At 42.4% G+C, this 26,516-nt stretch carries 27 protein-coding genes; 19 read left to right on the top strand and 8 right to left on the bottom strand.

The genetic code is table 11. From position 1 onward, the window contains the following. Nucleotides 1-321 precede the first annotated feature (321 nt). On the bottom strand, nucleotides 322-3,288 hold the full coding sequence (locus tag ACAM39_RS12410; protein WP_003100881.1) for a Tn3-like element ISPa38 family transposase: 2,967 nt from the start codon (nucleotides 3,286-3,288) through the stop codon (nucleotides 322-324). A 158-nt stretch (nucleotides 3,289-3,446) separates the two neighbouring features. On the opposite strand from ACAM39_RS12410, the gene ACAM39_RS12405 reads away from it, so the two are divergent. From ACAM39_RS12405 to ACAM39_RS12375, 7 genes are all read left to right on the top strand, one after another. Next, nucleotides 3,447-3,737, top strand: coding sequence for a nucleotidyltransferase family protein (locus tag ACAM39_RS12405; protein WP_001247892.1), 291 nt, complete (start codon nucleotides 3,447-3,449; stop codon nucleotides 3,735-3,737). Further along, a complete protein-coding gene (locus tag ACAM39_RS12400; protein ID WP_001293886.1) occupies nucleotides 3,734-4,135 on the top strand; it encodes a HepT-like ribonuclease domain-containing protein in 402 nt (133 codons plus the stop codon). The genes ACAM39_RS12405 and ACAM39_RS12400 overlap by 4 nt, the downstream gene beginning before the upstream one ends. Beyond that, nucleotides 4,125-4,481 (top strand): cupin domain-containing protein, encoded by a 357-nt coding sequence (locus ACAM39_RS12395; protein ID WP_000215515.1) that lies wholly within the window; start codon nucleotides 4,125-4,127, stop codon nucleotides 4,479-4,481. The genes ACAM39_RS12400 and ACAM39_RS12395 overlap by 11 nt, the downstream gene beginning before the upstream one ends. Nucleotides 4,482-4,735: 254 nt before the next feature. After that, nucleotides 4,736-5,062 carry a hypothetical protein gene (locus tag ACAM39_RS12390; protein ID WP_003100858.1) on the top strand — a complete coding sequence of 109 codons (327 nt, stop codon included), beginning with the start codon at nucleotides 4,736-4,738 and terminating at the stop codon, nucleotides 5,060-5,062. Further along, nucleotides 5,059-5,559, top strand: a complete 501-nt coding sequence (locus ACAM39_RS12385; protein WP_003100856.1) for a hypothetical protein — start codon at nucleotides 5,059-5,061, stop codon at nucleotides 5,557-5,559. Before ACAM39_RS12390 ends, ACAM39_RS12385 begins: the two co-directional genes overlap by 4 nt. Beyond that, nucleotides 5,556-5,927, top strand: coding sequence for a hypothetical protein (locus ACAM39_RS12380; protein WP_003100853.1), 372 nt, complete (start codon nucleotides 5,556-5,558; stop codon nucleotides 5,925-5,927). Before ACAM39_RS12385 ends, ACAM39_RS12380 begins: the two co-directional genes overlap by 4 nt. Continuing rightward, nucleotides 5,921-6,478: a recombinase family protein gene (locus tag ACAM39_RS12375; protein ID WP_003100847.1), complete on the top strand. Its 558-nt coding sequence runs from the start codon at nucleotides 5,921-5,923 to the stop codon at nucleotides 6,476-6,478. The genes ACAM39_RS12380 and ACAM39_RS12375 overlap by 7 nt, the downstream gene beginning before the upstream one ends. Before the next feature lie 189 nt (nucleotides 6,479-6,667). Here the strand turns inward: ACAM39_RS12375 and ACAM39_RS12370 are convergent, their stop codons facing one another. Together ACAM39_RS12370 and ACAM39_RS12365 are read right to left on the bottom strand one after the other, a co-directional pair. Then, on the bottom strand, nucleotides 6,668-9,163 hold the full coding sequence (locus ACAM39_RS12370; protein WP_369628701.1) for a relaxase/mobilization nuclease domain-containing protein: 2,496 nt from the start codon (nucleotides 9,161-9,163) through the stop codon (nucleotides 6,668-6,670). Next, nucleotides 9,157-9,633 carry a plasmid mobilization protein gene (locus ACAM39_RS12365; protein ID WP_369628700.1) on the bottom strand — a complete coding sequence of 159 codons (477 nt, stop codon included), beginning with the start codon at nucleotides 9,631-9,633 and terminating at the stop codon, nucleotides 9,157-9,159. Before ACAM39_RS12365 ends, ACAM39_RS12370 begins: the two co-directional genes overlap by 7 nt. 339 nt (nucleotides 9,634-9,972) lie before the next feature. Here ACAM39_RS12365 and ACAM39_RS12360 point away from each other — a divergent pair, with 339 nt between their 5' ends. Further along, nucleotides 9,973-10,515, top strand: coding sequence for a hypothetical protein (locus ACAM39_RS12360; RefSeq protein ID WP_369628699.1), 543 nt, complete (start codon nucleotides 9,973-9,975; stop codon nucleotides 10,513-10,515). A gap of 703 nt (nucleotides 10,516-11,218) precedes the next feature. Here the strand turns inward: ACAM39_RS12360 and ACAM39_RS12355 are convergent. Then, on the bottom strand, nucleotides 11,219-11,539 hold the full coding sequence (locus tag ACAM39_RS12355) for a hypothetical protein (protein ID WP_369628698.1): 321 nt from the start codon (nucleotides 11,537-11,539) through the stop codon (nucleotides 11,219-11,221). A 174-nt stretch (nucleotides 11,540-11,713) separates the two neighbouring features. Between ACAM39_RS12355 and ACAM39_RS12350 the strand changes: the two genes are divergently transcribed. Both ACAM39_RS12350 and ACAM39_RS12345 read left to right on the top strand, forming a co-directional pair. Next, nucleotides 11,714-11,923 (top strand): helix-turn-helix domain-containing protein, encoded by a 210-nt coding sequence (locus tag ACAM39_RS12350; protein WP_369628697.1) that lies wholly within the window; start codon nucleotides 11,714-11,716, stop codon nucleotides 11,921-11,923. Between the two features lie 611 nt (nucleotides 11,924-12,534). Beyond that, nucleotides 12,535-13,668: a replication initiation protein gene (locus ACAM39_RS12345; protein WP_369628712.1), complete on the top strand. Its 1,134-nt coding sequence runs from the start codon at nucleotides 12,535-12,537 to the stop codon at nucleotides 13,666-13,668. Between the two features lie 139 nt (nucleotides 13,669-13,807). Here the strand turns inward: ACAM39_RS12345 and ACAM39_RS12340 are convergent, their stop codons facing one another. From ACAM39_RS12340 to ACAM39_RS12330, 3 genes are all read right to left on the bottom strand, one after another. After that, nucleotides 13,808-14,164: a hypothetical protein gene (locus ACAM39_RS12340; RefSeq protein ID WP_369628711.1), complete on the bottom strand. Its 357-nt coding sequence runs from the start codon at nucleotides 14,162-14,164 to the stop codon at nucleotides 13,808-13,810. Next, nucleotides 14,164-14,781 carry an AAA family ATPase gene (locus tag ACAM39_RS12335; protein ID WP_369628710.1) on the bottom strand — a complete coding sequence of 206 codons (618 nt, stop codon included), beginning with the start codon at nucleotides 14,779-14,781 and terminating at the stop codon, nucleotides 14,164-14,166. The genes ACAM39_RS12340 and ACAM39_RS12335 overlap by 1 nt, the downstream gene beginning before the upstream one ends. A 288-nt stretch (nucleotides 14,782-15,069) precedes the next feature. Beyond that, nucleotides 15,070-15,903, bottom strand: coding sequence for a TdeIII family type II restriction endonuclease (locus ACAM39_RS12330; RefSeq protein WP_369628709.1), 834 nt, complete (start codon nucleotides 15,901-15,903; stop codon nucleotides 15,070-15,072). Between the two features lie 83 nt (nucleotides 15,904-15,986). Here ACAM39_RS12330 and dcm point away from each other — a divergent pair, with 83 nt between their 5' ends. The 9 genes from dcm to ACAM39_RS12285 all read left to right on the top strand — a co-directional run bounded on the left by dcm (nucleotide 15,987) and on the right by ACAM39_RS12285 (nucleotide 25,226). Continuing rightward, nucleotides 15,987-17,234, top strand: coding sequence for a DNA cytosine methyltransferase (dcm, locus tag ACAM39_RS12325; RefSeq protein WP_369628708.1), 1,248 nt, complete (start codon nucleotides 15,987-15,989; stop codon nucleotides 17,232-17,234). A 3-nt stretch (nucleotides 17,235-17,237) separates the two neighbouring features. Next, on the top strand, nucleotides 17,238-18,101 hold the full coding sequence (locus ACAM39_RS12320; RefSeq protein WP_007115220.1) for a TIR domain-containing protein: 864 nt from the start codon (nucleotides 17,238-17,240) through the stop codon (nucleotides 18,099-18,101). A 29-nt stretch (nucleotides 18,102-18,130) separates the two neighbouring features. Further along, a complete protein-coding gene (locus ACAM39_RS12315; protein ID WP_007115219.1) occupies nucleotides 18,131-18,961 on the top strand; it encodes an abortive infection family protein in 831 nt (276 codons plus the stop codon). Between the two features lie 48 nt (nucleotides 18,962-19,009). Next, entirely contained in the window at nucleotides 19,010-19,525 is a 516-nt protein-coding gene (locus ACAM39_RS12310; RefSeq protein WP_369628707.1) for a toll/interleukin-1 receptor domain-containing protein, read from the top strand. An 86-nt stretch (nucleotides 19,526-19,611) separates the two neighbouring features. Next, on the top strand, nucleotides 19,612-21,624 hold the full coding sequence (locus tag ACAM39_RS12305; protein WP_369628706.1) for a hypothetical protein: 2,013 nt from the start codon (nucleotides 19,612-19,614) through the stop codon (nucleotides 21,622-21,624). Between the two features lie 143 nt (nucleotides 21,625-21,767). Next, a complete protein-coding gene (locus ACAM39_RS12300; RefSeq protein ID WP_369628705.1) occupies nucleotides 21,768-22,379 on the top strand; it encodes a recombinase family protein in 612 nt (203 codons plus the stop codon). A 125-nt stretch (nucleotides 22,380-22,504) separates the two neighbouring features. Further along, nucleotides 22,505-23,619, top strand: a protein-coding gene (locus ACAM39_RS12295) for an IS3 family transposase (RefSeq protein ID WP_472828296.1) whose coding sequence is annotated in 2 segments (ribosomal slippage) — nucleotides 22,505-22,742 and nucleotides 22,742-23,619 — 1,116 coding nt in all. Because the reading frame shifts where the segments join, the coding sequence is not laid out codon by codon here. 187 nt (nucleotides 23,620-23,806) lie between these two features. Next, a complete protein-coding gene (locus ACAM39_RS12290; protein ID WP_369628704.1) occupies nucleotides 23,807-25,054 on the top strand; it encodes an RCC1 domain-containing protein in 1,248 nt (415 codons plus the stop codon). A gap of 22 nt (nucleotides 25,055-25,076) precedes the next feature. Then, complete coding sequence (locus ACAM39_RS12285) at nucleotides 25,077-25,226, top strand: hypothetical protein (protein ID WP_369628703.1); 150 nt, start codon at nucleotides 25,077-25,079, stop codon at nucleotides 25,224-25,226. Nucleotides 25,227-25,273: 47 nt separating this feature from the next. Here the strand turns inward: ACAM39_RS12285 and ACAM39_RS12280 are convergent, their stop codons facing one another. Next, entirely contained in the window at nucleotides 25,274-26,485 is a 1,212-nt protein-coding gene (locus tag ACAM39_RS12280; protein ID WP_369628702.1) for an RCC1 domain-containing protein, read from the bottom strand. Nucleotides 26,486-26,516: the final 31 nt, after the last annotated feature.

Genomic DNA, 26,516 nt, shown 5'->3' with positions numbered 1-26,516 from the left:
CGTCACCCGCAGGTGACGCTGCGCGAAATTTTTAGAGCAAACATCACCAGAATATCCAATGAAATCATAAATTCAAATTCAAAGAAAAAAGCGTCTCTTGCAGAGGGCTTTCTAGGGTACACACACCACGCAACTCGTTGCAACTACTCCAAGCCAAGTAACAGTGCGACTTAGCGTTGTATTCACGGAGCTATGTTAATTGTATTCATTAAGATGAAAAAATAAATTCTAAGTCTTTGATAATATAATGAAAAATTTTTATTCTTTTGTATTCAATATCGGGTAGAAGGGGTCGTCTCAGAAAACGGAAAATAAAGCACGCTAAGCCGGTTGCAGCGGCCGTAGCGGCCTGAACTTGCCCGCGCCGATCTTGGCGCTGCTGCGCCAGAGGTAATCGCCGGTCAGGTTGATGTGCTCCCAGCCGAGCGGCGACAGGTACTGCAACAGGCCGTCATCGACGGCTTGACCGTGGCCACGCAAGGCGTTCGCGGCCCGCTCCAGATAGACCGTGTTCCATAGCACGATGGCCGCCGTCACCAGGTTGAGGCCGCTGGCCCGGTAGCGCTGCTGCTCGAAGCTGCGGTCGCGGATTTCCCCCAGGCGGTTGAAGAACACGGCGCGGGCCAGCGCGTTGCGCGCCTCGCCTTTGTTCAGCCCGGCATGCACGCGGCGGCGCAGCTCGACGCTTTGCAGCCAGTCCAGGATGAACAGTGTGCGCTCGATGCGTCCCAGCTCACGCAGGGCGACGGCCAGGCCGTTCTGGCGCGGGTAGCTGCCAAGCTTCCTGAGCATCAGCGAGGCCGTCGCCGTGCCCTGCTTGATCGAGGTGGCCATCCGCAGGATTTCATCCCAATGGGCGCGGACGTGCTTGATGTTGAGCGTGCCGCCGATCATCGGTTTCAACGCCTCGTAGGTGGCATCGCCCTTCGGGATGTAGAGCTTGGTGTCGCCCAGGTCACGAATGCGCGGGGCGAAGCGGAAGCCCAGCAGGTGCATCAACGCGAAGACGTGGTCCGTGAACCCTGCCGTGTCGGTGTAGTGCTCCTCGATCCGCAGGTCGGATTCGTGATACAGCAGGCCGTCGAGCACGTAGGTCGAGTCGCGCACGCCGACGTTCACGACCTTGGTGTGGAACGGCGCGTACTGGTCGGAGATATGGGTGTAGAACGTCCGCCCTGGGCTGCTGCCGTATTTCGGATTGATGTGGCCGGTGCTCTCGGCCTTGCTGCCGGTGCGGAAGTTCTGGCCGTCCGACGATGACGTGGTGCCGTCGCCCCAATGCTCGGCGAAGGGATGTCGGAACTGTGCGTTGACCAGCTCGGCCAGTGCCGCCCCGTAGGTTTCGTCGCGGATGTGCCAGGCTTGCAGCCAGGCCAGCTTGGCGTAGGTCGTGCCGGGGCACGATTCCGCCATCTTGGTCAGGCCCAGGTTGATCGCGTCGGCGAGGATCGTGGTCAGCAACAGGTTTTTGTCCTTGGCCAGGTCGCCTGACTTCAGGTGGGCGAAGTGCCGGGTGAAGCCCGTCCATTCGTCTACCTCCAGCAGCAATTCGGTGATCTTGACGTGCGGTAGGATCATCGCCGTCTGGTCGATCAGGGCCTGTGCGGTATCGGGCACCGCCGCATCGAGCGGCGTGATCTTCAGGCCCGACTCCGTGATGATGGCGTCCGGCAGCTCGTTGGCCAGCGCCATGCGGTTGACGGTGGCGAGCTGCGTTTCCAGCAGCGTCAGCCGGTCATGCAGGTACTGGTCGCAATCGGTGGCCACGGCCAGCGGCAATTCGCTGGCCTGCTTGAGGCTGGCGAATTTCGCGGGCGGCACCAGGTAGTCCTCGAAGTCCTTGAACTGGCGCGAGCCTTGCACCCAGATGTCGCCGGAGCGCAGCGCGTTCTTCAGCTCAGACAGCGCGCACAGTTCGTAGTAGCGCCGGTCGATGCCGGTGTCGGTCATCACCAGCTTCTGCCAGCGCGGCTTGATGAACTCGGTCGGCGCGTCGGTGGGCACCTTGCGGGCGTTGTCGCTGTTCATGCTGCGCAGCACCTCGATGGCGTCGAGTACGTCCTTGGCGGCGGGCGCGGCCCGCAACTTGAGCACGTCGAGAAATTCCGGCGCGTAGCGGCGCAGCGTGGCGTAGCTCTCGCCGATGCGGTGCAGGAAATCGAAGTCCTCGGGTTGCGCGAGCCGCTGCGCTTCGGTGACGCTCTCGGCGAAAGCATCCCAGGACATGACGGCCTCGATGGCGGCGAACGGATCGCGGCCCGCTTGCTTGGCCTCGATCAGCGCCTGGCCGATGCGCCCGAACAGCCGCACCTTGGCATTGATCGCCTTGCCGGATGCCTGGAACTGCTGCTGATGCTTGTTCTTGGCGGCATTGAACAGCTTGCCCAGGATGCGGTCATGCAGGTCGATGATTTCGTCGGTGACGGTGGCCATGCCCTCGATGGCGAGCGCCACCAGGGTCGCGTAACGCCGCTGCGGCTCGAACTTCGCCAGGTCGGCGGGCGTCATCTGGCCGCCCTCGCGGGCGATCTTGAGCAGCCGGTTCTGGTGAACCAGCCGCTCGATGCCGGAGGGCAGGTCGAGCGCCTGCCACGCCTTGAGGCGTTCGATGTGTTCCAGCATGTGCCGCGAGTTCGGTTTGACCGGGGATTGCCGCAGCCAGGCCAGCCACGTCGTCTTGCCGTTGTCGCGGCGCTTGAGCAGATCGTCGAGGCGACGGCGATGCACGTCCGTCAGCGGCTCAGCCAAGGCGTCGTAGAGACGCCGGTTGGCGCGGGTAATCGCTTCGGCGCTCGCCCGCTCGACGGCGTTGAGGGCGGGCACAATGACCGACTGCCGCCGCAGGTGCTCGATCAAGGCTCTGGCCAGCACGATGCCCTTGTCGGTTTGCATGGCCAGCTCGGTCAGCAACTGGACAGCCTGCCGGTAGTGGCCAATCGTGAACGGCTGGAAGCCGAACACCGTTTGCAGCTCGACCAGGTGCTCGCGTCGGGTCTGCTCACGCTGCCCGTACTCGTCCCAGCTTTCGATGCCGACCTTGAGCTGGTTGGCGACCAGTCTCAGCAATGGCGGGAACGGTGGCTCATCAGCGCCAAGGATGACGCCGGGAAAGCGCAGGTAGCAGAGCTGCACCGCGAAGCCCAGCCGATTGGCCGGGCCGCGCCGCTGCCGGATGATGGAGAGGTCGCTTTCGCTGAACGTGTAGTGACGGATCAACTCATCCTTGGTGTCCGGCAACGCCAGCAGGCTTTCGCGCTCGGCGGCGGAGAGGATCGAACGGCGGGGCATGCGGTTTCCTTCTTCTTGAAAACGTAGGTTTGTGACAAGCCCGCCAAGGCAACCGGCGCGGCACGGGAATCAAGGCATTGCGATTCTCGAAAATAGTTCTTGAAATTCTATTCTTGATTGCATATCATCTCAACGAGTTTCGATAAGAAAGGATGCGCATGCGACCGTCTGTTGTGCTTGACATGAAGCGAAGCGCAGTGCGTGAAGCGGTAGGCCGCTTTCGCGCCGCGAACCCGCGCGTCTTCGGCTCGGTGCTGCATGGCACCGACCGGGATGGCAGCGACCTCGACCTGTTGGTCGATGCGCTGCCCGGTGCCACGTTGTTGGACTTGGGCGATTTGGAAGAAGAACTGAAATCGCTGCTCGGCGTTGACGTCGATCTGCTGACTCCCGGCGACCTGCCGCCGAAGTTCCGGGCCAAGGTGCTCGCGGAGGCGCAACCGATATGAGCGAGAACCGCCTGCCCGATTACCTCGACCACATTCAGCAGGCCGCAACCGATGCGCGCAGCTTCGTGGAAGGGATGGCCAAGGACGACTTCTTGGCCGACAAGCGCACCCAGCAGGCCGTCATCATGAGCCTGATCGTCATCGGCGAGGCGGCCACAAAGGTGATGGATGGCTACGTCGAGTTCACCCAGGCGCATGCCGACGTGCCGTGGCGCAGCATGCGCAATATGCGTAATCGCATGGCTCACGGCTATTTCGACATCAACCTCGATGTGGTGTGGGAGACGGTACAGGAATGGCTGCCGGCGTTGCTCCAGCAATTGCCCGCCGTGCGTCAGGATGCCGACGATGAAGACCGTAACGACAACTGTGAAAGAGGGATCTCCGATGACTGTTGAATCGAGAATATTTTCTGTAGCCGAGTATGTTCAGCCGTCCGAAGGCGAGCCTATTCGTTCCGTTGTGCTTGAAACCCGAGACTCAATTATCGTGGTTTGGCATGTCCATCCCGGGCAGGAAATTGCGGCTCACATTCATCCTCACGGCCAAGACACGTGGACTGTTTTGTCGGGAATGGCTGATTACTTTCAGGGCAATGGGATTGTTCGTGCCCTCAGGGAAGGTGAGATAGCCGTGGCAAGACCGGGCCAAGTGCACGGGGCGCGAAATACAGGTACCGAGCCATTTGTGTTAGTCTCGGTTGTGGCATCAGCCAATGCCGGTTTCGTATTGGCTGAGCGATAGAGCCCAATCTCTGGAGTTGGTCCAATGAGCGGTCGGGGAGATAGGTAACAGACATGCAGCGGACACGGCTGCTAAACCAGGTCGCAAACCTCCTTGCGTCGCAGCGTGCCGCAAGCGACGCGATCAATCGAATGGGGTCGGCATGAGACTGAACACCATCCAGTTCCCGACCGCGTAGCCGCCTGTCCTGCCGATCAGGTCTTGACCATCGACGCCTGGGATCAGTCCTGAATGTTCTTGGAGACCACTACGTTATGAGCCGCAGCCGCCGCAAAACACCCATCGTCGGGCACACGACCTGCGGCAGCGAGCGCGAGGACAAGAAGCTCTGGCATCAGCGCTGGCGCACCCGTGAGCGCACGGCGCTGACCAGCGCGTCGCCCGAAGCCCTGAGCGCCCATCTGCCCCTGCTGGAAAACCAGGCCAGCAGCGTCTGGTCGATGGGCAAGGATGGCCGCTCCTACTGGCCCGTCAAGCGCCAGGCCGCCACGGCGGATCGCATCGCCAATCACAAGGGACGCAACCCGCAAGAACGCGCCTCCCTGAAAAAGCGCCTGCTGCGCAAGTGGATGAGCAAATGAAGCTCTCCTTCCATCAGCACATTGCGCTGTTCTGGATGATCGGTGCTCCGGGCGTCTTCGCGCCCGTGATCGAGAACGCCAAGCGGCCCGATGCCGGCGCCGTCATGGCGTGGGGTGTCGCGATCGTGGCGGTGATGATCCTCTTCACCCCTTTGCTGCTGCGCTGTCCACCATTCCGGCGCTGGTATGGCCGGACGGATGCGCTGTCGGAGCGGCAGCGCCAGGCGCTTGCCGAGCGCGGCCTGCGCCGCTACTACCAGACCGCTTTCGATGACGGCTACGTGCCCCGCGTGATGCCCTACGTGTGGCGCATCATCTGGACGGTCGGCGGGTTGATGGCTGTGACCGCCGTACTGCCTACCAACACCGGACGGCCAGCCTTCGATGCCTTGGTGGTCTTCTCGACCTGGTATCCGATAGGCGTGATGCTGCTGGTTTTCGCGTCGAGGCCCCTTGGCCGGTTGATTCGCCAAAGAGCACAGGAGCGGCGGAAATGAGCACGTCAACCATCGAGGCGCTGGCCAGCGCCTGGGCAAGGATTGCCGAGGAAGCGGAATTCCCCGCTGACTACGAGGGGACTGCCACACCACAAGCGCATCGGGCTAGCGAAGCTATTCAGGAGCAGATTCGGGAGCGCATCGTCGCCACCAACGACATGCGGCTGTTCAGCCTGCTGCACCTGCTGGGTCAGGCGTCGCTGCGCATGGAGCAAGCGCTGTGGCCGGAGGATTACGAGCGGATGACGCGCGAGGTTGAGGAAGCCCTGCGGCAAGCCACCGACGCCAACGCCAGATCGTACACCCACGAAGAAGTGATGCAGGCGATGCAGGAACGCATCGACCGGGCGCGAGACAAGCCATGTTGATTGGCTATGCGCGCGTCTCGACGCAGGATCAGAACCTGGAGCTGCAACGCGAAGCCTTGAGCAAGGCCGGATGTAAAAAGGTCTTCGAGGACAAGGTGAGTGGCACGCGGGCAGACCGGCCTGGCTTGGCCAAGACGCTCGAAATGCTGCGCGAAGGCGATACTTTGGTCGTCTGGAAGCTCGACCGGCTGGGCCGGTCGGTCAAGCAACTGGTCGATCTGGTCGGCGATCTGCACAAGCACGGTGTCCAGTTCAGGAGCCTCACCGACTCCATCGACACCGGCACACCATCCGGGCGGTTCTTCTTCCACGTCATGGCGAGCCTTGCCGAAATGGAGCGCGAGCTGACCGTCGAGCGCACCCGCGCCGGGCTGGAAGTCGCCAAGCAGCTCGGCCGCAAAGGCGGCCGCAAGCCGAAGATGACCGACAGCAAGATCGAGTCGGCCAAGAAGCTGCTGGCCAGCGGGGTGCCGCCCAAGGACGTGGCCAAGAACCTCGGCGTGTCCATTCCGACGCTGTACCGCTGGGTGCCAGCCTCCACGCACGCTTAGCGTGCTTTATTTTCCGTTTTCTGAGACGACCCCAAATATATAAATCGGCATCTTTTATACACTCGCTTGACAAATGAATATATTACAATTTAATAACAAAAAAACTACCGTTCATTCCAATTTTGAAAAAATGTTGACAATAAAAAAGCGATTTAAGTTTACAAGTCGCCTTTTATCATAAAATATTGCCTACATCCCAAACCCCCTAAACGGCTCATGTCTTAGCTCTTTATCTTTTTCCAGCTTTTTCACCGTCAACTCTAACCTAGCATAATTCGACAAATCATAAGGATGACTATTTACATAGGACTCTGCTTGCTGTGGATTCATTTTCTGCTGTTTACCATCAGCATCCACCTCATACAGCACCCCTTCCTTGGCATACCCCACCACCTGCTGTTTTAACCCATTAAACAACTTTTTAAACAACTCAATTACCGCTTTAATAACGGCTGAAACTGTGCCAATGACTGCACCAAAGTTGTTTGTTGCTGCTGCAAACTGCTGAGCGTCATGGTCATATCCTGCTTTAACCCTTCTAACTCGTCGATTAATTTGACCAAATCGGTGTGTTCGCTCATCATACCCTGTTGTGAGGTTATCAATTCCTGCATTTGTGTCTGCAAGCTGGTTATCGATTCCTGTAACGTCTCTAGCGAATCTTTTACCGCGTCGTCGTCGAGCAATGCCATATTGTCCAACGCCATTAATGTCGATTGCATTTTCTGCTGTAAGAGTTGATATTCTTCCCTGCCTAATTTCAGCATTTTTAGCTGTTGTCGATTGGTGTTTTCTAATTCGCTCAAGCAGCTCTCGACCTGCTTCAGTATCAGCTGGTTGTGAGCCATCACCTGTTTCTTGACTTCTGCTTTGATAATCGGTGTAAGCTGCTCGAGTAAGCTCGGTAATAATTGGGCTAAAGCCTCGGTGATTTGTGTCTGCTGTGCTTGGCTGGTTTGGCTCAAATGGCTCTCCACTTTGTTGTGCAAATCGGTCGACAACTGCTCTAAAGTCTTGGTAATTAGCTCGATTGGGGTTATTTGAGTCATCTTGAGTTACTTCCGTTTGGGCGTTTGTTGCAGTTGTGGCAGGCTTTCGGGTGCGGTCACCAGTAAGGTCTTTTCTTTGTTTTGATTCTCGCCCCAAAATGCCGTTTGTTGATTCTTCGGTGTTATCAGCACCCCACCCTCTTTGCCCTTGTTCTCGAAGATATTGATCATCGCTAGTGCTTTTGTTTCGGTTGGGGTTTGATCGATGTGTTGTTGTAAAATATCCAGTGTCTGCTGGGTGTGATAGACCTGTTTGCCCAGATAATAATTTCCGGCAAATAAAGCGATAGCCAGAAAAATCTCCAATGCGGTTAGCATCGAGGCTTTGAACCCGATTTTGTTCAGCTGTTGCATTTTGTGTTGATGGGCCTGAGTGATTTTTCGGGTATGTTGGACGGCTTGGTCGCTGATGCTCTGCATTTGATTTGGAATCGTATCCAAGTGATGCTTCGCTTGTTCGGTTACCTGGATTGACTTCTTGCTGACGGCCGATATCATTGTATCGAGACTGTCGTTCACGCTCTGGGTTGTCTGGGTTACTTTCTCGCTGATTTGCTCGGGCATCTGCGAGAGGGTCTGAATCATCTGAGTTAACTGTTGTTGTAACAGAACCATTTGCAATTGGGCTTTCGCAATCTGCTCGCTGTTTAATTCCAGGCTCTGCGTGACTAAGCTCTTGGCTAAGTCGTCCATCTGGTTCACAACTTTGAGCAAAGCGTTGCTCCAATCTGAGCTTGCGTTTTTCACGCTCTCGTCGATTGATTGCTTGAAGTTCGCTTCGCTTTGCGCTTTCTCTCGTTTGTGTTTTTCCAAGCGACTCGAAACGTTGTCTGGTGAATTCTCGCTCATACATCATCCCCTTTAATTCAATATTGCGACCACCCACAGGATTTTTAATCGAAATGGATTTGCCATCTTTTGCCACCCGAGTGATTTCAAATGCTTCAGCAATGACACGAATCACATCTGCTTGCGTCTGAATCGACTCATCATCAGCAATCTCTTCAATCAACCACTCGCCAATTTTTTCTTCATCAAAGACTTTTTCGTCTTTAATGGCTTTACCTGCAAGTTTATCTTTCTCTTGTTGTTTTTTGAGGGCATACTCATAGCCTTTTAAGCGATAAGCCCGTTGTCGCTTGGGGTCATTGGGGTCTTCTAACCCATAATCGATATTGATTAAATCTTTCCATGAATCGACAAGATCAAAATCTTTGCCAATATAGTACACAGGCAATGCTTTACCTGACGGCAAATGAATATCGGCAAACACAAAATGTAATTCTTGCCTATCTTTGTCTTGATGCTCGACCCAATATCCCGAATACTCACCTTTCATTAGACCGGGAAAAAGATTTCGTTCAAACGACTCAATTATTTCGATTTTTTGCGCATCCGTGATCGATTCTTCAGGCGCAAATGACAAGACACCGGACGTATAAATTTTTGAATTTTTGATGCCGTTAATGACTTCGGTCGTATCACTATCATTACCATAGATTAATCGAGCCCCATCGCGAGGTTTACTTCTATTGTCTTTATCAAATAATAAATAATTGCGTACCGCACCGCCGCCGCCTGTACGTGTTAGTTCGCCTTTTTTTACTTTGCCATGATCAAAAAATCGCACTAGCATTTGATTGTCTCAGCAAAGTTTTTGATAATAGGTGAATCAGTTTGATCATTAATCACAGTTGAATCGCTAATAATATTATCCGCATTCTCTACGGCGTTAAGCGAATACTGTTCTCGTAACAACTTCAATTCGTCAGCGACTCTTTGCAAAGCAAACGCCAACTCTAATGTATTCAGTGTTTGCTTTGGATCTAACGACACCGTATGAGCATAACGCGTTAATTGATTGACATTATTACCCATACTAACCAATTGCCTTAACAAGGCAGCGTCAATTACAGGTAAATCATGAATACGCTTTGCCGGTTCAGGTAATCCCAATAAAGAAACACGCACAAATTTAGCAAGTGGTAAACCAAAGCCCTCGGCTTTAGCTTTTAATAACTCAAACTCTTTATCATCTAATCGAAGATTTAAACGAGTTTTCCTTTTATCAGCATCGTTAGATTTTTTATTATGGATTGAAATCATTAATCAACATCCAAAGACTATCATCACAGTAACTATCATCGCGTAACTTAGTTTTCTTTTAAAATCGCTTCTTTATGAAATTTAGCGCAGAGTAAATTTTAAAAAGAAGCGATTTAGGGGGTGTCAAGAGGGGGAAGCATTCCCACTTTTGCCGGCGACAGCGTTACCATTAAGCTTGCGAAAATGGTAACGCTGTCATTGCTGGCTGAGTAAATTTTTAGTTCTTTTATTATTTCAGTCGATTATATGGTAATTTTCTTTACTTGCAAATCGCTTTTTGTTTGATTTTTCGCTATAGGTTGTTATTATTAATAAGATCTATAACTGTATGGGTGATTTATGAGAGCAGAACTTACTAAGTTAGAAAATAATTTATTAATGAAATTATTAAAGGATTTTGAGGAAAAAGTTGCTAAGTCTAAAAAACTTAGTGATGAGCAGCAGTTGATATTAACGCTGTCTCAAAAATCTGTGTTATCTGATGCAGATGTTAAAAAATTAAAGTTATTGCTAGAGTTTGAAAAGTCTAAGATCACTATTCGTGAGAAAAAGAGAAAAGCAAAAGAGGCTTTAAAATTGCATGCATATGAAAAAAAGGAAATTATAGAGAGTCGCTATAAACGTTTTGGGTTAGTGACGATTGAGTCGTTAAAAAAGTTACCGAATCAGAAAGCTACGATTACTTTGTCTGATTTTTTATCTATGTTGTTGACTGATAAGAATTTAAATGAGAAGGATAAGGATTGGCTGAAGAATTTTTTAGTTGATTCAGCTGTACCAATTGATCAAGTTATAGAACCAAAGGTTAATGAGATTAATCATCTTAGTGTCAATCCGTCAAATTTAGTTTCACCGATAAGTGATAATTTTAATTTATCGTGATGTTGTTGAGGTTTAAAAAGATTTGAGTTGTGAATGTTTCAAATCTTTTTTGTGTTTAGAAAATTTTTGTGTTATTTATCGTGTTGAGCTGGTGAGTGATTTTTTATCAATCACTTGTCGTAGGTTACTTAAAAATGCCAGTTGAAATGCTTCGTCTTGGATGAAAATTTTGTAAAAATCGATTTCTTTTTTTCGGTCTTCGACGATGATATCTTTGACCAATTTTTCAAATTCTAGGCTACGATGTTGTTCATCATCCGTGGTGAGATATTTGTGTTGAAAGTCAGGATAGTCATAAATACGTTGTGCTAGATTGATGAATTTAATTCGTTGCTCTTCTGGTGTAACGTGCCAACTTTTAAACTAACAATTGTTAAAATCAGCAAAGATTTTTTAAGATATTGGTTTTAAGTTTGCTAGGTATGGCTATAAGATTTGCATTAATGTGATTAAAATTGGCTACTGGTTTGGTTAATTTCAGTATCAATTTAATTGCTAGGTTTAGTAGCAATTTTTTTATTTAGTTGAGGTTTGAAGGCCGCTTTTGTGTGAGCACCGAGTTTAATTTGATGGCAGCAACATTAAGTTAAAATAGTCGTTTTATTTGGCAGCATTGTTGGATAAACGCTGCCGAGTTAGGTTTTTACATAGGCTATACGCTTGCTTAACGCGTATAGCACCAACGATTTTATATTTGCTATTGTTACGCCACGGCTGCATTGGGAAAATGCTTTAAGAATTGATGTTTAAGCTGTGGGTATAGTCCATCATCATATTTTAAGTCTTCATATACGCTAGCATCATCAGTCAAAGGATATTGCGCTGTTAGCCATTTCTCTGCCCAATAGCGAATGGCGGTATAATTATCTAATCCTTGGCTAACCTTTAAAAATCGAGCTATTTTGTGACCTTCATTGATATCAAATTCGATAATGAGTTGATTTGCCAAGTCGTTGGCATAGTCTTTCAATAACTGACTATGCTGTTGTAGTCGAATAAGGTTTTGTAAGGTAGGTTTTTTCATGGCGTGGTCTCCTTCATTGGTTATTAAATCTAACTATGGCATAATAGCTAAAATTTAATCATCTTCTTTAATTATAAAATAATCTAAATATGATAATTTGTGTTCTATATAGATAATATATTATCACGAATGAGTCATTATGCAAGCATTTTTTGAAAAGGTTTTGAGGAAGCTATGTTACGTTTGAATTTGCCCGTACTATTTGCCCAAAAAGGTCTACGGGTTGCCGATGCCGAAAGAGATACAGATATTTCGAGAACTACGTTGTATCGGATGTATAACAATGAAAGTAGCCGTGTTGATTTGGAAATTCTTGAGAAGCTTTGTCGCTATCTTGATTGTCAACCAAGTGACTTATTTGTTTATATCAAAGAAGATGAGTAATGCTGAAAAATTGAATTACTCGTCTGTTTAAAAACTAGCTTTTAATTATTAAATTCCAACATGAGAAATTAACATATCGCTAAAATGCTTTGTAATGCGTTCTAAGCGATTTAGAGAATTTTTGCTACCCTAATATCAACCTATACTCCAAACATCAAAATAACCCATCTAAAATTGAAATTTGACCTGTATTAATCTATTACTTGATCGAAAAATTGACTAAAAAGATAAATTTCTTATTCCAAACTTAAAATGTATCTTTGATTCTTATATTTTGCTGTTTTGGATTTCTTTTTAAAAATAATAAAAACAAAAAAATTTCCTTTTTATTTTTTAATATTTATATCTTTTAAAAGCTTTGTAGGTTTTCGGCAAAATCGCTGTAAGCTGTGCTACGTAAGGCCTAGGTCATGGTAAAAAATTTTCATTGTTGTAGAAAAATAGGGTTTAGTTGTAGAAAAATGGGGTAATACTTGTAGAAAAATAGGGTCATTGTTGTAGAAAAATAGGGTTTAACTTGTAGAAAAATAGGGTATTATTGTAATTTTCAATTTTTAATTACAATAATATTGGGTATAATTGATTCTATCTCTACAAGTTATAGGTTAAACATGGAAAATTCACAACCAAATTTGCAAAGCGAAGCTATAGACAAAAACACTATCATGCAACTTATGCGTGAGATTATGGAACAAGAAGGGCGAAAGATAATCGCTCCAATGTTGGAAGAAAAATTATTAGAAAAACCCAAAGCTAGCAGGATATATGGTGAAGAATGGATTGTTTTGCAAAATAGATTGCTTAATGCTATTAGCAACCTTGACTTGAACGAGCGACGGCTAATTATGTTTTTGTCACCTTTGGTCAGAAAAGAGGTGGATAAAGACCCTCACCAGCAGACATTTATCGTTAAAGTAAAAGATTTTCAAGACGAATACGAGATTAAAAGTAAGGCTTATTATCAAGAATTGGAAAACATTTGTAATTCACTTCAACACAAAACTTACGAGTTTTGGAACTTTAGTGCCAATAAAAAATATAAATCAAAAGTAAAAGTGACTTGGATAACTAAAGGCGACTACAAGAGTAAGCAAGGCGAGGTTCATATCGATTTGCATAAAGACGTGATTGAAATGCTGACCGTTTTTGATAAAACAAATCCTTTTACCAAATACGAACGGCAAATGATTATCAAATTAGGTTGCTATGGCATTATTTTATTTGAGCTGATTTCAAGTTGTCTATATCAAAAAGACAAAAGCAAAGCCTATACTATTGAATATTTGCGTGAAAAATTTAATTGTATTGCTAGTTACCCAGTCATTAGTGAATTTAAACGGAATGTGTTAGACAAGGCGATCGTTGATATTGAAAAACATACGCCGATACGCATTACTTATACGCAAAACAAAAAAGGTAGAGTGGTCACAGAAATTGTCTTTTCGTTTAAAGATACCAGTAAAACCGACAAAAATCTAAAAGACAAAACAGCTAAAGCGATTGAACATAGTCCAGAACAAGTCGCCCCAGATACCAATGTCAAATTATTATCGCCTAAACAAGCGGATTTCTTTGCCAGTAAACTTGCAATCAACCAAAATTTCTCAAGTAAATTTGCTAAGATGGGTGAAGATATGCAACCTTTCATTGATCGTATTTCTGATGAATTACAACGAGATATCAAGCAAGTTACAGTTTATATGCCCTATCTTCTAAAGTTGGGTTTTAAAAAATCTGATAGCTAATCCGATTAAGCCCTAGGCTATTGGTCTAGGGTTTTAGCTAAGCGTTAATATTTAGTATATTATTGGTTAATAATTAACTAATAATATACTAATTTTATACTAGTATTTAGTTATTTATAGACTAATAAATAACTAATTTCTAACTATTCTGTTTATTTTTCATCACATTGCGTTTGTTTGACGTAATACGGTTGTATTCATCATCGCCTAGTACGCTTTGACATTTATCCAAAATCAACTGTCGTACAAAGTTACTTACAGACGACCCACCTAATTTTTCTGCGGTCAACTCAATCGCTTCGAGTTCTTCGACAAACAAATGCGTAATTAGGTTACGTCCATGTTTCGAGCGTGACCGTTCTTTATTGCTTAACATGTTTGGCTCAAGGGTTAGCTGTTTTTGCCCTTTGGTAGTAATGGTTTGTGTCTTTTTAACGTCCGAATTCACGTCTTGGATAAAATCAGCATTCGCCTTTATACGGTCAAATTTATTCATCACAGCACCTCAATCAAGAATTTATTTAACTCGTCATGGGCTTTGCTGCTACCCATTTCTGACACGGACAGACCGCCGATAATGGCATCTCGAAATTGTTTGCGGTCATGAATGACGGTGTTTAATAGTTTAAAGATTGGGTATTTGGCGATAAATTTTTTGGCTTCGTTGACTTCGTTGTTTTTTGGGTTGGCATTGGCTCGATTAATGACAATGTAGGCTTTGAGTTCTGGGTTAAGCTTATGAGCAGTCGTTACTTTGTCGGCAATATAAGGCAATAGCTCTAAATCGAGTATACTCGCTTGAGTTGGAACAATGAGTTTGTCTGATATCAATAACGCTTCTCGAAATACTTCACTATCACGTCCAGCGATATCAATTAGGATAAATTCATATTCGTCGTTAAGCGGTTGTAAGGTTTTGCCTAAGCTGTCAATGACCGATATTGAGTTGAGTTTTTCTTGGCGATACTCATTCCAGTTATAAGCGGATTTTTGGTCATCGGTATCGACCAGTAATGTTTTGCCTTTATTGCTAAGTGCAACGGCTAAATTGGTTGCAAGCGTTGTTTTGCCAACACCGCCTTTTCGATGGGCAATTGTAAATATTTGAGCCATTACGATATCCTTTTTTATTAGTTAATGATTGGTTAATTATACACTAATAATTAACTAATTAAATATAGTAATCTATTACTATATCCATCAGTCAAAAAAAATTTTAGTAATAAATTGTTTTTAGATCAAATATCCATACAAATAGTAACTTCTAAAAATTAAGGGTTCTAAAAATAGCTCTAAATCCACTTAAATGACTGTCATTAACTGTTTTATATTTTTAATTAACTAACCATTAGTTATTATTTAACTAATAATTAGTTAATATGACGTAGGGTTAATCTAAATTCAGTCGCTTAACCTAACTGCTTTCTCAATGTCAGCCTTTGACTCTTGGCCAATTTCTCGAAATACTTCAATCATATCTTGTAATGAAAATTGGTTGCCAGATACAAGCTGCCAAAGCTCATTACCCACCAGTAAATCTTCACGATCGTAGTATTCACTCCAACGTGTGTAAGTATTATCTGTTTTCGATTGTGGGTTGTATGGAATTGCAATGTAAGTATGAATTTTATCTGGGGTAATATCACCATGGCTTAATCGCAAAATGTACCATTTAAGAATTTTTTGTTTCATGGTGCGAAATTCTTTTTTATTGGGTTTGACCGTGGTAATGTCGATGTAAATTTCTGTCCCATCAGGTTTCTTAATAAAAACATCGACGGTACTGTCTGGGATAGTATCTAAATTACCAATTTCAGCTTTAATCTCTTCGTGTATTACTTGAATGCGTTGATATTCAGATTGTCGACTTGGCGCGTATTTAACATCTTCAAGCAGGGTATCTAAATAACTTTTGAAGTTGCCATGAATGTACCCTGTGAGTTTATATTGGTTATGCACTTCATAACCGACCATTTCACCTAGCGTTTTTGAGATTTGTTCATAAAATGACATACCAAAAGCGGTTTGTAATGAAGTAATCAACTTAGAGGTAAACATCACTTGTTTGCCAAACATCTCCAAAAAAAATAGATTGGTATCCCCATCGTCAATGTCTTTGCTAAGACGTTTGACTTTGTCATCCATTTTTAAGATTGATAAAGCCTTATCTTTGACAGCTTGTCGCATTTGCTGATGTAGGTCGGTTGGCTGAGTGGCTGTAATAGTTTCGCTCATAGGATTTTCCTGATTTTTTAAAATAGTACTGGACCTGGTGGTCATTTCTCGGTACAATGGGCCTTTTAAGCTTGGGGCGTTCTATGAATATGTTGAATGTGTTTTCTGATGAGGCATACTTTTCTGCTGAAACAGTGGCAGACGTGCTTTCTATTTCAAAAAAGAATGTGGAAAGCTGGGCAAAAAACGGCAAATTAGTGCCTGCACTTGATCCAACGGCACACGATAAGCCTTATAGCAAAGAGCAACTAATAGTGTTCCCACAGTTTGCCAATATGTTTAATAGCACCTGGGATGACGATATGGCGGTGGTGCCTAAACGTGAATATACTTTGGTCGAACTGTTTGCTGGAGCCGGTGGTTTGGCCCTGGGCTTTGAGCAAGCAGGCTTTAAATCTGTGTTATTGAATGAAAAAGATAAGTATGCTTGTCAGACGTTACGAGCCAATCGTCCTGACTGGAACGTGATTGAAGATGATATCACGAATGTTGATTTTTCGCATTTAAAAGGTCAGGTGGATTTGTTGACAGGTGGTTTTCCTTGTCAACCCTTTTCTTATGCAGGAAAACAGCTGGGCTTTGAAGATTTGCGGGGAACTTTGGTATTTGAGATGGCGCGAGCTATTAAAGAGATTCAGCCCAAGGTGTTTTTGGCGGAAAATGTAAAGGGATTGACTGAAAATGATAGCGGCAGAACGCTAAAGACGATTATTCATGTGCTAGAGGAATTGGGCTATACTATTGTCGAGCAAGATGTGTATAAAGCAGTTTTTTATAAGGTGCCACAAAAACGTGAACGTCTAATTATTATTGGGGTGCGAAATGATTTGGTAGCGAAAGCCAAATTTGTAAAACCATCACCCTATTATCGCTTATTGACGGTAAAAGATGCTCTGCAAGCGGGGGAGCTGTTTGATAGTGCGGTACCTGAATCAGTAGGTCAAGCATATCCAAAGCGCAAAGCTGAGATTATGGCTTACGTACCAGAAGGTGGCTATTGGAGAGATTTGCCAATAGACTTACAAAAAGAGTATATGCTTGGTAGTTTTTATTTGGGGGGTGGTAAGACAGGTATGGCACGACGCTTATCTTGGAATGAGCCTAGTCTGACACTGACATGTGCCCCTGCCCAGAAGCAGACAGAAAGGTGTCATCCAAGCGAGCATCGGCCCTTAACAACTCGTGAGTATGCTCGTATTCAAACGTTTCCTGATAATTGGCAGTTTGAAGGGTCTGCGACGCAAGTTTATAAGCAGATTGGTAATGCGGTGCCTGTGAATTTGGCGTTGGCGGTGGGTAAGGCAATCATTAAACTATTAAATGGATTATAAACTATGTATTATCATGTTATCGTTGAGTTAGGTGCTAAATATCATAAAGATGTATGGGATCAATTAGAGATAAAGTCCGATATAAGTAGCTTAGAGGATATTAAGTTAAGATTCACAGAGCCTTATCAATTGGGTGAATCTATTTTAATTAATGGACGTTCAATTGAAATCGAAAAAATTGAAAGAATGAGAATATTCTCTAGTGAAATATCAGCTGATGTTTTGCAACAAAGGGAAAAAGCGAGGAGAGATTCAATTCAACGATCTTCAAGCATTGTAGCGATTGGTTTCTACCACAATGACTTAGAGACTGCAATTCTAAAGGAAAAAGAAATAACGGATGAGTTAATAACGTATCCTAAAGGAAAGAAGATAAAACAAGAAACTGACTTAAATAAATCTATAGCGCCTAAACCATCAAAAGTATTTATTGTACATGGTCATGATGACCCTTTAATCAATGAAGTGAAAGCTTTTTTGCTCTCTCAATCTATTGAGCCAATTGTACTCCGAGAGCAACATGATGCTAGTCTAACTATCATTGAAAAACTTGAACAATATACAAGTGATCCTGCAATTGGTTTTGGTATTGTCTTGTATACACCCGATGATGAAGGAAAAGGCATAAAAGAGCCAGAATATAGGCTTAGAGCTAGACAGAATGTAGTTTTTGAGCATGGGTTATTAATTGGTCTATATACTCGTTCACGGGTAACCTGTTTGGTAAAAAAGGAAGGCTTTTTAGAAATGCCAGGCGACGTAAACGGGGTGGTATACACAGATCATGCTTATAATGATTGGCGACTATCAGTAGCTCATATGTTGAATAAATCTGGCTACGATATTGATTACTCAAAAATACGATAGCTTTAAAATATCGAAGGATTCATCTAAATATGAGTAATATGATACCTAGACCAGTGATCTCTATACTGTCCGATAAACTCCCAGACTTGGAAACTCATGCAAGCCTTGATAGTCTTTTTATGTATGCAGATGCTCCAGGCGACGTTCCAGAAGGAAATAAGTCAGTTAAAGTTCAGGAATGGTTAAATCGAACCAATAAAGTATCTGAGCAGCCATTGAAGGTTTTGGGCAAACTTCTTGAGAAATATATAGAGCTACCTGATTTAGAAACTATTCCTAGCTATGACACTTTTAAACGTTCTCAGTATCAAGAAAGTCTCGAATTCAAAAACTCATTGATAGAGCTATTAGGAAAATATAGTCTAACTTATATTCAGGGCGGTATTATTTCAAGTGGAGGTTCATTACCTAGTCAAAGCTTACAAAATCTAATACATCAAAAAAATATACCAGCAATCAATTTAGAATTTGAAAGAGCTCTCAAAAATGTGGATTTACAGCCTCTAGAGGCGGTTTCAGCGGCTTGTAATATTTTAGAATCTGTATGCAAGGTTTTCATTGAAGAAGAAAGATTACCTTTTCCTGCTAAGCAAGATTTACGTAATCTTTGGAAGACAGTAGCAACAGCTTTAAATTTTGATCCAGCCCAGCTTCAAGACGATGACTTAAAGAAAATTATTTCGGGGATGTTGTCCGTAGTGGATGGTATCTCTGCATTTCGTACACATGGTAGTTCAGCCCATGGTCAAGGCAAAAAAATGTATAAGCCTAAGCCTAGACATGCTAGATTTGCTGTTAACTCAGCTCATAGCCTAGCATTATTTGTTTTAGAAACATGGAATGAGCACAAACTGAAATAATATAATTTGTAATATCCTAGATTTTTAAAAATTAATTTTGGAGTTAATATGACAAAGAGTGGAAAAATCTTTATTAGTTATACTCACGTTGATAAAGAATATTTACAAGATTTAAAAAAATATATCCAACCATTGCTTCGATTTCAATATAGTGAGTTTGAAGCTTGGGATGACACTACTTTAATTACGGGACAAAAACTTTTTGATAAGATTAATACACAATTAGATAAATTTGGTCTAATGATATGTTTAATCAGTCCTGACTATTTAGCATCTACTTCATGCTTAGATGAGCTTAATATTGCTTTAGAGCGCAATAAAGAAGGCAATATAGATCAAATAAATATATTTCCTATAATTGTCAGAGAGTGTAGTTGGCAATTTACTCCATTGAAAGAATTTTTACTTCAGCCTGAAGATGGTACGCCCATAGCAACTTTGATTCAAAAGGGAGAATCTAAAGACAAAATATATAATGAAATAGCTATAGAGTTAAATAAAACTTTGAATCAAATAAAACAGCAAGCTGTAACAGAAGAAGATAGTAAAAAAAAAGCCCCTTAAAACCCAATAATTCTCAAGATAATTTTGAAATTTTTATCAATGATCTTGGCCTAGAAGTCAAACACCCGCAGAAAAACTTATTATCATTGAATGATATTTATATCTATCCAGATATTAAAGATCCTAATAATGAAGATACAATCAAAAAGTCTACGAGTACCGTAAAACAGGTATTGAAAAAATATAGTTTTATTTGTTTTACTGGCAATGAAGAAATAGGAAAAACTAGTTTAGCAAAGAAGATTGCACAAGATATAAAGTCAAGTGGTAAGGAAGTTATTCTACTAAGTGGAAATGAAATAAAAAATCCAAAATCAATTTGGATTACAGAAAAATTTTGTAAAAAATTTAATTTGAAGAATAATTACCTATTTAGCGAAACTGTGCTGATCGTAGACGATTTTACTAAGCAAAGTTTACGTACTGAAGATTTCAACACTTTACTAAATAACGTCTGTTCTGATTTTAACCAAGTTATAGTTTTTGTTGATAAAAATGAAATTGTTCAGTATCAGGCGAAGCTTGCAAACAAGGATTTTAACTTTTTAGATATATTACCTTTCGGCTATGTAAAACGTAATGAATTCATAAAGAAATGGCTTTTGATTGGAAAGGATGATGATGAAAGACATGTTATTGACAATGAGCTTTTAGTAAAAGTTGACCAGATTGCATCACAGTTCGATACCATAATGAAAAAAAATATTATGGATTCAAGACCAATATATTTAATTACCATTATCCAAATCCTAGATAATTTTGCTTCAACATCTGATAAGTTTACATTCACATCATTCGGTTATTGCTATCAGGCTTTAATTACAAGTATGCTTACTAAAGCAAAAGTGAATATACAACAAGATTTGGATGGCATTTTTAATTTTTTAAGTCATTTAGCATTTAAGCTTTATTCACTCGAATCTAAAAAGATATCCAGTAGTGAATTCAGTGAATTTCTTAAAGAATATGAAACTAAATTCAATCCGCTAAGAAATATCAAAGAAACACTAATAACATCGGGTATTTTATATACGCCCGATAATGACATTTTAAAGTTTTCTCAAGATTATCTTTATTGTTTCTGCTGTGCGAAATTTATAGCAGATAATTTTTCTAAGCATTCTTCAGAAATTTCTTTTCTCTGTGAAAATATTCACAATGAAGAGAAAGCTAATATTCTAATATTCTTAGTTCATCATTTCAGAGATGATAATATTCTTCTCAATGAAGTTCTTACACATTCCATCTGTTTATTAGATAAGTATGCAACTTTCGATATGACACTTAAGGAGACGAGTTATTACAATAAATTGGTAGGAGACAAGATAAAACGGATAATCTGGGAAGAAAAAGATGTTGAACAAGAACGTCTAAAGTCCTTAGAGCGAAAGGACTCAATGCAAAATCCAGATTCTATACTTGAACAAGCAACAATATCAAGCCACGATGAAATGAAGGATGTGATTGAATTTCGAGAAATTCAGGATATCGTTTCAGCAATAAGAAGTCTAGAAGTCATTGGACAAATTGCTAAAAATAGAAATTCATCAATAGAATTAAAAGATTTGGAAGAAATTTTAGAAACCTCATATGACATTGGACTAAGAATATTATCTTTCTATATGAACTTATTCAATACTACATTTGAAGATATGAGGGATTTATTAGAAGATATAAGTATCCAAGATGGAAGAATTAATGCAAAAGAAGAAGCAGAGAGCATTATCAGAAACTTTTGTTTTAGCGTATGTTTTCACGTTATCAGACTGATTGCTCAATTCACCGCTCACCCTAAATTATTGAACACATCATTATCCTTAGCTCAAAAGAAAGATACTCCTGCTTACAACCTAATCCATTTGGCTTCGAACCTAAATGTTAGTTATGAAATTCCAAAAGATTTAATTCGCGAAATAGCTGATGATAATAGTAAAAACATATTGGTCTATTCCCTTCTAAAAAGCATAGTTAGAAATCATGCATATCTTTATGATTTAGATTATAAAGATAAACAATGGATTCAATCAAATTTGAAAATAGAAGTCAAGGAACAATTAATTGCTTCAAGGGATAAAAGTTTGAGAATGATCAATCCTTAAATTCACGAAAATCAATTGTTTTTCGTGAATTTGTAAATCAGCGCCAATTCGGCGCTTTTTTATTCCATTTATTTCATGATAAAGCCATAGTTATCTAAATGTGATAAGATGGGTTAATTATCTTTTATCGTGAGAAATTTATCATGAGTTTAATCGGTTATGCCCGAGTATCCACATCGGAAGGGAAACAATTATTGGATCGTCAAGTTGATGCGTTAACAGAAATCGGCTGTGAGCGGATTTTTGAGGACAAGGCATCGGGCAGTAATTCCCAACGTAAAGGTTTAGATAATTGTCTTAACTATTTGCGAAAAGGCGATGTACTTGTCGTTTTGGATTTAGATAGGTTAGGGCGGTTAGCCAGTGAGCTTATAAAGCTGATTGATGAGCTGGCGGAAAAAGACATTGGATTTAAAGCCATTAACTCACCAATGGACACCACAACGCCTGCAGGACGGGCATTTTTGCAGATTCAAGCGGCGTTTGCTGAAATGGAGCGTAACATTATCCGCCAGCGGGTGAAAGAAGGGATTGCGGCTGCTAGGGCTCGTGGTCGTAAAGGCGGAAGACCTAGAATCATGACCGCTGAGAAACTACGTTATGCCCAGCATCTGATGCAAGACCAAACCAAAAGCATTCCAGCAATTTGTAAAGAGCTGGGTGATATTCCCAGTAGTACGCTATATCACTATGTGACGGCAAAAGGGGAGCTTAAAAAAGCTGGAGTTGATTTGATGAATATAAGCACTAACTGAAACTTTGAAGAACAATCCAATCAGAATCATGAACTATGAAGGGTTCTTGACAATGTAATACTGAATAGCCACCGATTTTGTAGACACCTTAAAGTTAGATAAAATGGCTAATTTATGAGGTAATTATGAGCGGTAAACGATACCCTGAAGAATTCAAAATCGAAGCAGTTAAGCAAGTCACAGAGAAAGGCTATAGCGTAGCAGAAGTAGCTACACGTTTAGGTATGACCACCCATAGCCTTTATGCTTGGATTAAAAGATACGATCAAGGGCAGTCCAAGGCAATCAAAGACAAGGATTCAACTGCCGAACTCGCAAGGCTAAAAAAAGAGCTGCAACGGGTTACTGAAGAAAGGGACATTCTAAAAAAGGCCGCGGTGTACTTCGCAAGTCAGTCCAAATGAAGTACGCCTTTATTCAGGACAACCAGAACCTATGGTCTATTCGTCGCCTATGTTCTACTTTAGATGTTCATCACAGTGGCTATTACGCATGGTTAAAGCAACCTATCAGTAAAACTGCCAGAAAGCGACAACACGTATCGGGATTAATTAAACAATTTTGGCTAGAATCGGGTGGTGTCTATGGCTATCGTAAAATTCACTGTGATTTAAAAGATATCGGTGAAGCTTGTGGTGTCAACCGAGTGCATCGTTTGATGAAGGCAAATGGTCTCAAATCCCAGCGTGGCTATCGCAAACCCAGAGCTCAGGCAGGTACACCGTCTGTTGTTGCCGCGAACACGTTAGCCCGACAGTTTAACCCAATTGAGCCGAATCAATTTTGGGTATCTGATATCACTTATATTCGTACCCATGAGGGATGGTTATATCTTGCCGTGGTGATTGACCTGTTTTCACGTCTCGTGGTTGGCTGGTCTATGAAGTCAAGGATTACAACAGAGCTTGTACTAGATGCATTATTGATGGCTTTGCTTAGAAGAAATCCTAAGAATAAAGTATTGATTCATTCTGACCAAGGCAGTCAATACACCAGTCATGAATGGCAGACGTTTCTTAAGCATCATAATCTTGAAAGCAGTATGAGCAGACGAGGCAACTGCCATGATAATGCGGTTGCTGAAAGCTTCTTTCAGTTGCTAAAGCGTGAAAAAATCAAAAAGAAAATATATCTTTCAAGAGAGGAAGCTAAATCAGATATTTTTGAGTATATTGAGATGTTTTATAATTCTAAACGCAGACATGGTTCCATTGGTCAACGTTCCCCCTTTAGAATATGAAATGACCCATCAACAGATGGCTAAATGTGTCTAGAATTTTGGTGGCTATTCACACCTCAGCATACTTTTCAGACCAGTACCAATCTTTAAATCCTTTCCGATAAAAGGTTATTCTTGGTGACTAAAAAGAGTGATAATATTAAGGGTAAAAATTTGTAATCTATTGTAGAAATCTATGAAATCATGCTTGACTATTAAATTTTTATTTTCAGTAGCTTTAATTGTTGGATTATCGAGTTGCGATAAATCCCCCATTGAGCAAGTCAAGTCCATTACAGAGGATAAATACCCTGTCGCTAATATGCCTGATGAGCCACTGGATACACTACTAGAAATCACCAGAGAGCCAAAACGCCTTGCGATGACTTCGACATGGTCAGCAGGGGTTAAAGATGATGGTACGCTGTGGACGTGGGGAACAGGCAGTCTACTAAGAAAGACGGAAACAGGGCAAGACCCAACGCCTAGGCCTGTAGATGGGATTCATGATGCGGTGGCTGTGTCTGCAAGTACATCTCATATGTTATTACTGCGTAAAGATGGTACGGTGTGGGGTTCGGGGAGTAATCATGATGGAGAGATTGACCCTAGTGATGACGATACGTCTATTGATGAGTTAAGGCAGATTAAAGGGATTGATAATGTGGTGGATATTTCGGCTGGCTCAAGTATTTCTTTTTTTATTAAAAAAGATGGTACTGTATATGCGTTGGGTAAAAATGAAGCTGGATTATTTGGTGAAGTCATAGATAAATTGAAAATTCCAACAAAAATATATGGTCTTAATAACATCGTAAAAATTAGTGGAATGGCTGATGATTTTTTAGCTCTAAACAAAAAAGGTGAAATTTTTTCTCAAGCAACTACCCCTCAAGCGTTAGGTTTAGAAAACCAACAATTTATCAAAAATTCAAATGGTGTAAATATTTTTCCAATAACAAAGCTATCATTTAATAAGAAAGCAGTTGATTTAAGCAATGGTTCTGCAAAATTAGTTCTCTTAGAAGATGGTACAGTCTGGAGTTGGAGAGATACAAACTTTACTGGCTTAGGGAGAATAAAAAAAGATTTTATTTATAAGCCTACTCGCATTTCTACCTTATCAAAAGTAAAAAAAGTTACAAATTATTCTGCCATGACACAAAATGGAGATTTATATACTTGGGGTTTATATACTATTTCCTGTGAAGACTGCTATCCAAATGGAGCAAAATCGCAATATTTTTATAAGCCAATCAAAATCTCTAAAAATGTCGCAATTCATCAATTCATTAATACCGATTTTCACAATGGTTATATTGATAAAGATGGTTGGTTGTGGACTTGGGGAAATAATAAATATGCAACAGCAGGTACAGGAAAATTGCAACAAACAAACTGGTCTCTTAAAGAGAGCTTATTAACCCCTGAAAAATCGCTTTTTAATATCCATTAAATAAACTAAAGGAAACATAATCATGACTGCAACTATGAAAGATATTTTTTATCACGCACTTTTGGCTCGTGCATCTTATTCAGATATGAAAGACAACACAGAAATCTCATGGAAAAAACTAGAGAATCTTGAGGGTCAATCCGTCATGACCCCCGACGCTAATAAAGCATGATAAAAAATATCTTTCATGGTTGCGTTCATTTGATTTCTCCGTCTTGATTAATTTAAAGCAAATAAGGATTTTTCAGGGGTAAAAACAAAGTCTTTATGAAATGTTTTAATTACTGCATTTGTGCCACGTTGTCCCATTCTATTTCCTTCCCAAAACCATACCTCACCTTTGTGATTTATAAAGGCGGAAATATAAGAATTTCTTACAAAAAATGACACGCGGGTGTTTTTCATAATCAAAATAGGTGAAGCTATTATTTTCATAGATGATTCTGAAGGCTCGGGGCTTTCACCTATCAAGTAATGCCCCCAAATATAAACATTTCCGTTAGACGTATTTGCCGAAAAGTCTGATATATTGATGACTTTTGATAGATTAGGAACTTTTTTTGGATTATCTAATCGAGTGCTAGTGTTTCCTTGAGCAGCATAACCTCGAGTTTCCCCCCAACTCCATACAGAACCATCTTCTAATAGGGCAAAACTGGCAATCCCTTGTGCGACATCAGCAACTTTTTTATCAAATTCAATATTACATATGGTGTTTTGTTGAGATATAGAAACTACTTTTGCATCACCAATACAATGAGTTGTTAATAATTTTCCTTGATTATTGATAGCTAATATATAGCCAGAATTACCATCGAATTTTTCAATATTTTCTAAGCCACCAATTTTTGTAGGTTTACTGATTATTTTCTCATCAGTATTTTTTAAAATGTGCCATTCATTTTTTCCTTGGTAATAAACTTCTCCTGTTTTTGTTAAAAATATTGATGCACCTGTGCCAGCAACAATATCCACCACATTATCAATACCTTTAATCTGCCTTAACTCATCAATAGACGTATCCTTATCACTTGGGTCAATCTCCCCATCATGATTACTACCCCAACCCCACACAGTACCATCCTTGCGTAATAACAACATATGTCCACCACCACCCGACACAGCCACCGCATCGTGAATACCTTCCACAGGTCTTGGCGTTGGGTCTTGTCCTGTCTGTGCTGGGCGTAATAGGCTATCTGTTCCCCACGTCCACAATGTACCGTCATCTTTTACCCCTGCTGACCATGTTGTCGTCATCGCCAAGCGCTTCGGCTCTCGCAAGATTTCGAGTGGTTTATCCAGTGGCTCATCAGGCATATTGGCGACTGGGTATTTATCCTCTGTCACAGCTTTGATTTGCTCAATGGGGGATTTGTCACAGCTTGTAAGCGACAAAAATGCCATGATAAGTAAGGGGAGATATTTCATTTAACACCTAATATTAATTTAAATAAATAGG

This window comes from Moraxella sp. K02 (assembly GCF_041154755.1).
In the GTDB taxonomy this organism is placed as follows: Bacteria; Pseudomonadota; Gammaproteobacteria; order Pseudomonadales; family Moraxellaceae; genus Faucicola.
The sequence above is the reverse complement of the archived record's forward strand: the minus strand, read 5'-3'. Positions and strand labels throughout refer to the sequence as shown.

Bases quoted from the DNA above. Each gene is read 5' to 3' on its own strand.
- ACAM39_RS12410 (WP_003100881.1), bottom strand. From the start codon at position 3,288: ATGCCCCGCCGTTCGATCCTCTCCGCCGCCGAGCGCGAAAGCCTGCTG.
- ACAM39_RS12405 (WP_001247892.1), top strand. From the start codon at position 3,447: ATGCGACCGTCTGTTGTGCTTGACATGAAGCGAAGCGCAGTGCGTGAA.
- ACAM39_RS12400 (WP_001293886.1), top strand. From the start codon at position 3,734: ATGAGCGAGAACCGCCTGCCCGATTACCTCGACCACATTCAGCAGGCC.
- ACAM39_RS12395 (WP_000215515.1), top strand. From the start codon at position 4,125: ATGACTGTTGAATCGAGAATATTTTCTGTAGCCGAGTATGTTCAGCCG.
- ACAM39_RS12390 (WP_003100858.1), top strand. From the start codon at position 4,736: ATGAGCCGCAGCCGCCGCAAAACACCCATCGTCGGGCACACGACCTGC.
- ACAM39_RS12385 (WP_003100856.1), top strand. From the start codon at position 5,059: ATGAAGCTCTCCTTCCATCAGCACATTGCGCTGTTCTGGATGATCGGT.
- ACAM39_RS12380 (WP_003100853.1), top strand. From the start codon at position 5,556: ATGAGCACGTCAACCATCGAGGCGCTGGCCAGCGCCTGGGCAAGGATT.
- ACAM39_RS12375 (WP_003100847.1), top strand. From the start codon at position 5,921: ATGTTGATTGGCTATGCGCGCGTCTCGACGCAGGATCAGAACCTGGAG.
- ACAM39_RS12370 (WP_369628701.1), bottom strand. From the start codon at position 9,163: ATGCTAGTGCGATTTTTTGATCATGGCAAAGTAAAAAAAGGCGAACTA.
- ACAM39_RS12365 (WP_369628700.1), bottom strand. From the start codon at position 9,633: ATGATTTCAATCCATAATAAAAAATCTAACGATGCTGATAAAAGGAAA.
- ACAM39_RS12360 (WP_369628699.1), top strand. From the start codon at position 9,973: ATGAGAGCAGAACTTACTAAGTTAGAAAATAATTTATTAATGAAATTA.
- ACAM39_RS12355 (WP_369628698.1), bottom strand. From the start codon at position 11,539: ATGAAAAAACCTACCTTACAAAACCTTATTCGACTACAACAGCATAGT.
- ACAM39_RS12350 (WP_369628697.1), top strand. From the start codon at position 11,714: ATGTTACGTTTGAATTTGCCCGTACTATTTGCCCAAAAAGGTCTACGG.
- ACAM39_RS12345 (WP_369628712.1), top strand. From the start codon at position 12,535: ATGGAAAATTCACAACCAAATTTGCAAAGCGAAGCTATAGACAAAAAC.
- ACAM39_RS12340 (WP_369628711.1), bottom strand. From the start codon at position 14,164: ATGAATAAATTTGACCGTATAAAGGCGAATGCTGATTTTATCCAAGAC.
- ACAM39_RS12335 (WP_369628710.1), bottom strand. From the start codon at position 14,781: ATGGCTCAAATATTTACAATTGCCCATCGAAAAGGCGGTGTTGGCAAA.
- ACAM39_RS12330 (WP_369628709.1), bottom strand. From the start codon at position 15,903: ATGAGCGAAACTATTACAGCCACTCAGCCAACCGACCTACATCAGCAA.
- dcm (WP_369628708.1), top strand. From the start codon at position 15,987: ATGAATATGTTGAATGTGTTTTCTGATGAGGCATACTTTTCTGCTGAA.
- ACAM39_RS12320 (WP_007115220.1), top strand. From the start codon at position 17,238: ATGTATTATCATGTTATCGTTGAGTTAGGTGCTAAATATCATAAAGAT.
- ACAM39_RS12315 (WP_007115219.1), top strand. From the start codon at position 18,131: ATGAGTAATATGATACCTAGACCAGTGATCTCTATACTGTCCGATAAA.
- ACAM39_RS12310 (WP_369628707.1), top strand. From the start codon at position 19,010: ATGACAAAGAGTGGAAAAATCTTTATTAGTTATACTCACGTTGATAAA.
- ACAM39_RS12300 (WP_369628705.1), top strand. From the start codon at position 21,768: ATGAGTTTAATCGGTTATGCCCGAGTATCCACATCGGAAGGGAAACAA.
- ACAM39_RS12285 (WP_369628703.1), top strand. From the start codon at position 25,077: ATGACTGCAACTATGAAAGATATTTTTTATCACGCACTTTTGGCTCGT.
- ACAM39_RS12280 (WP_369628702.1), bottom strand. From the start codon at position 26,485: ATGAAATATCTCCCCTTACTTATCATGGCATTTTTGTCGCTTACAAGC.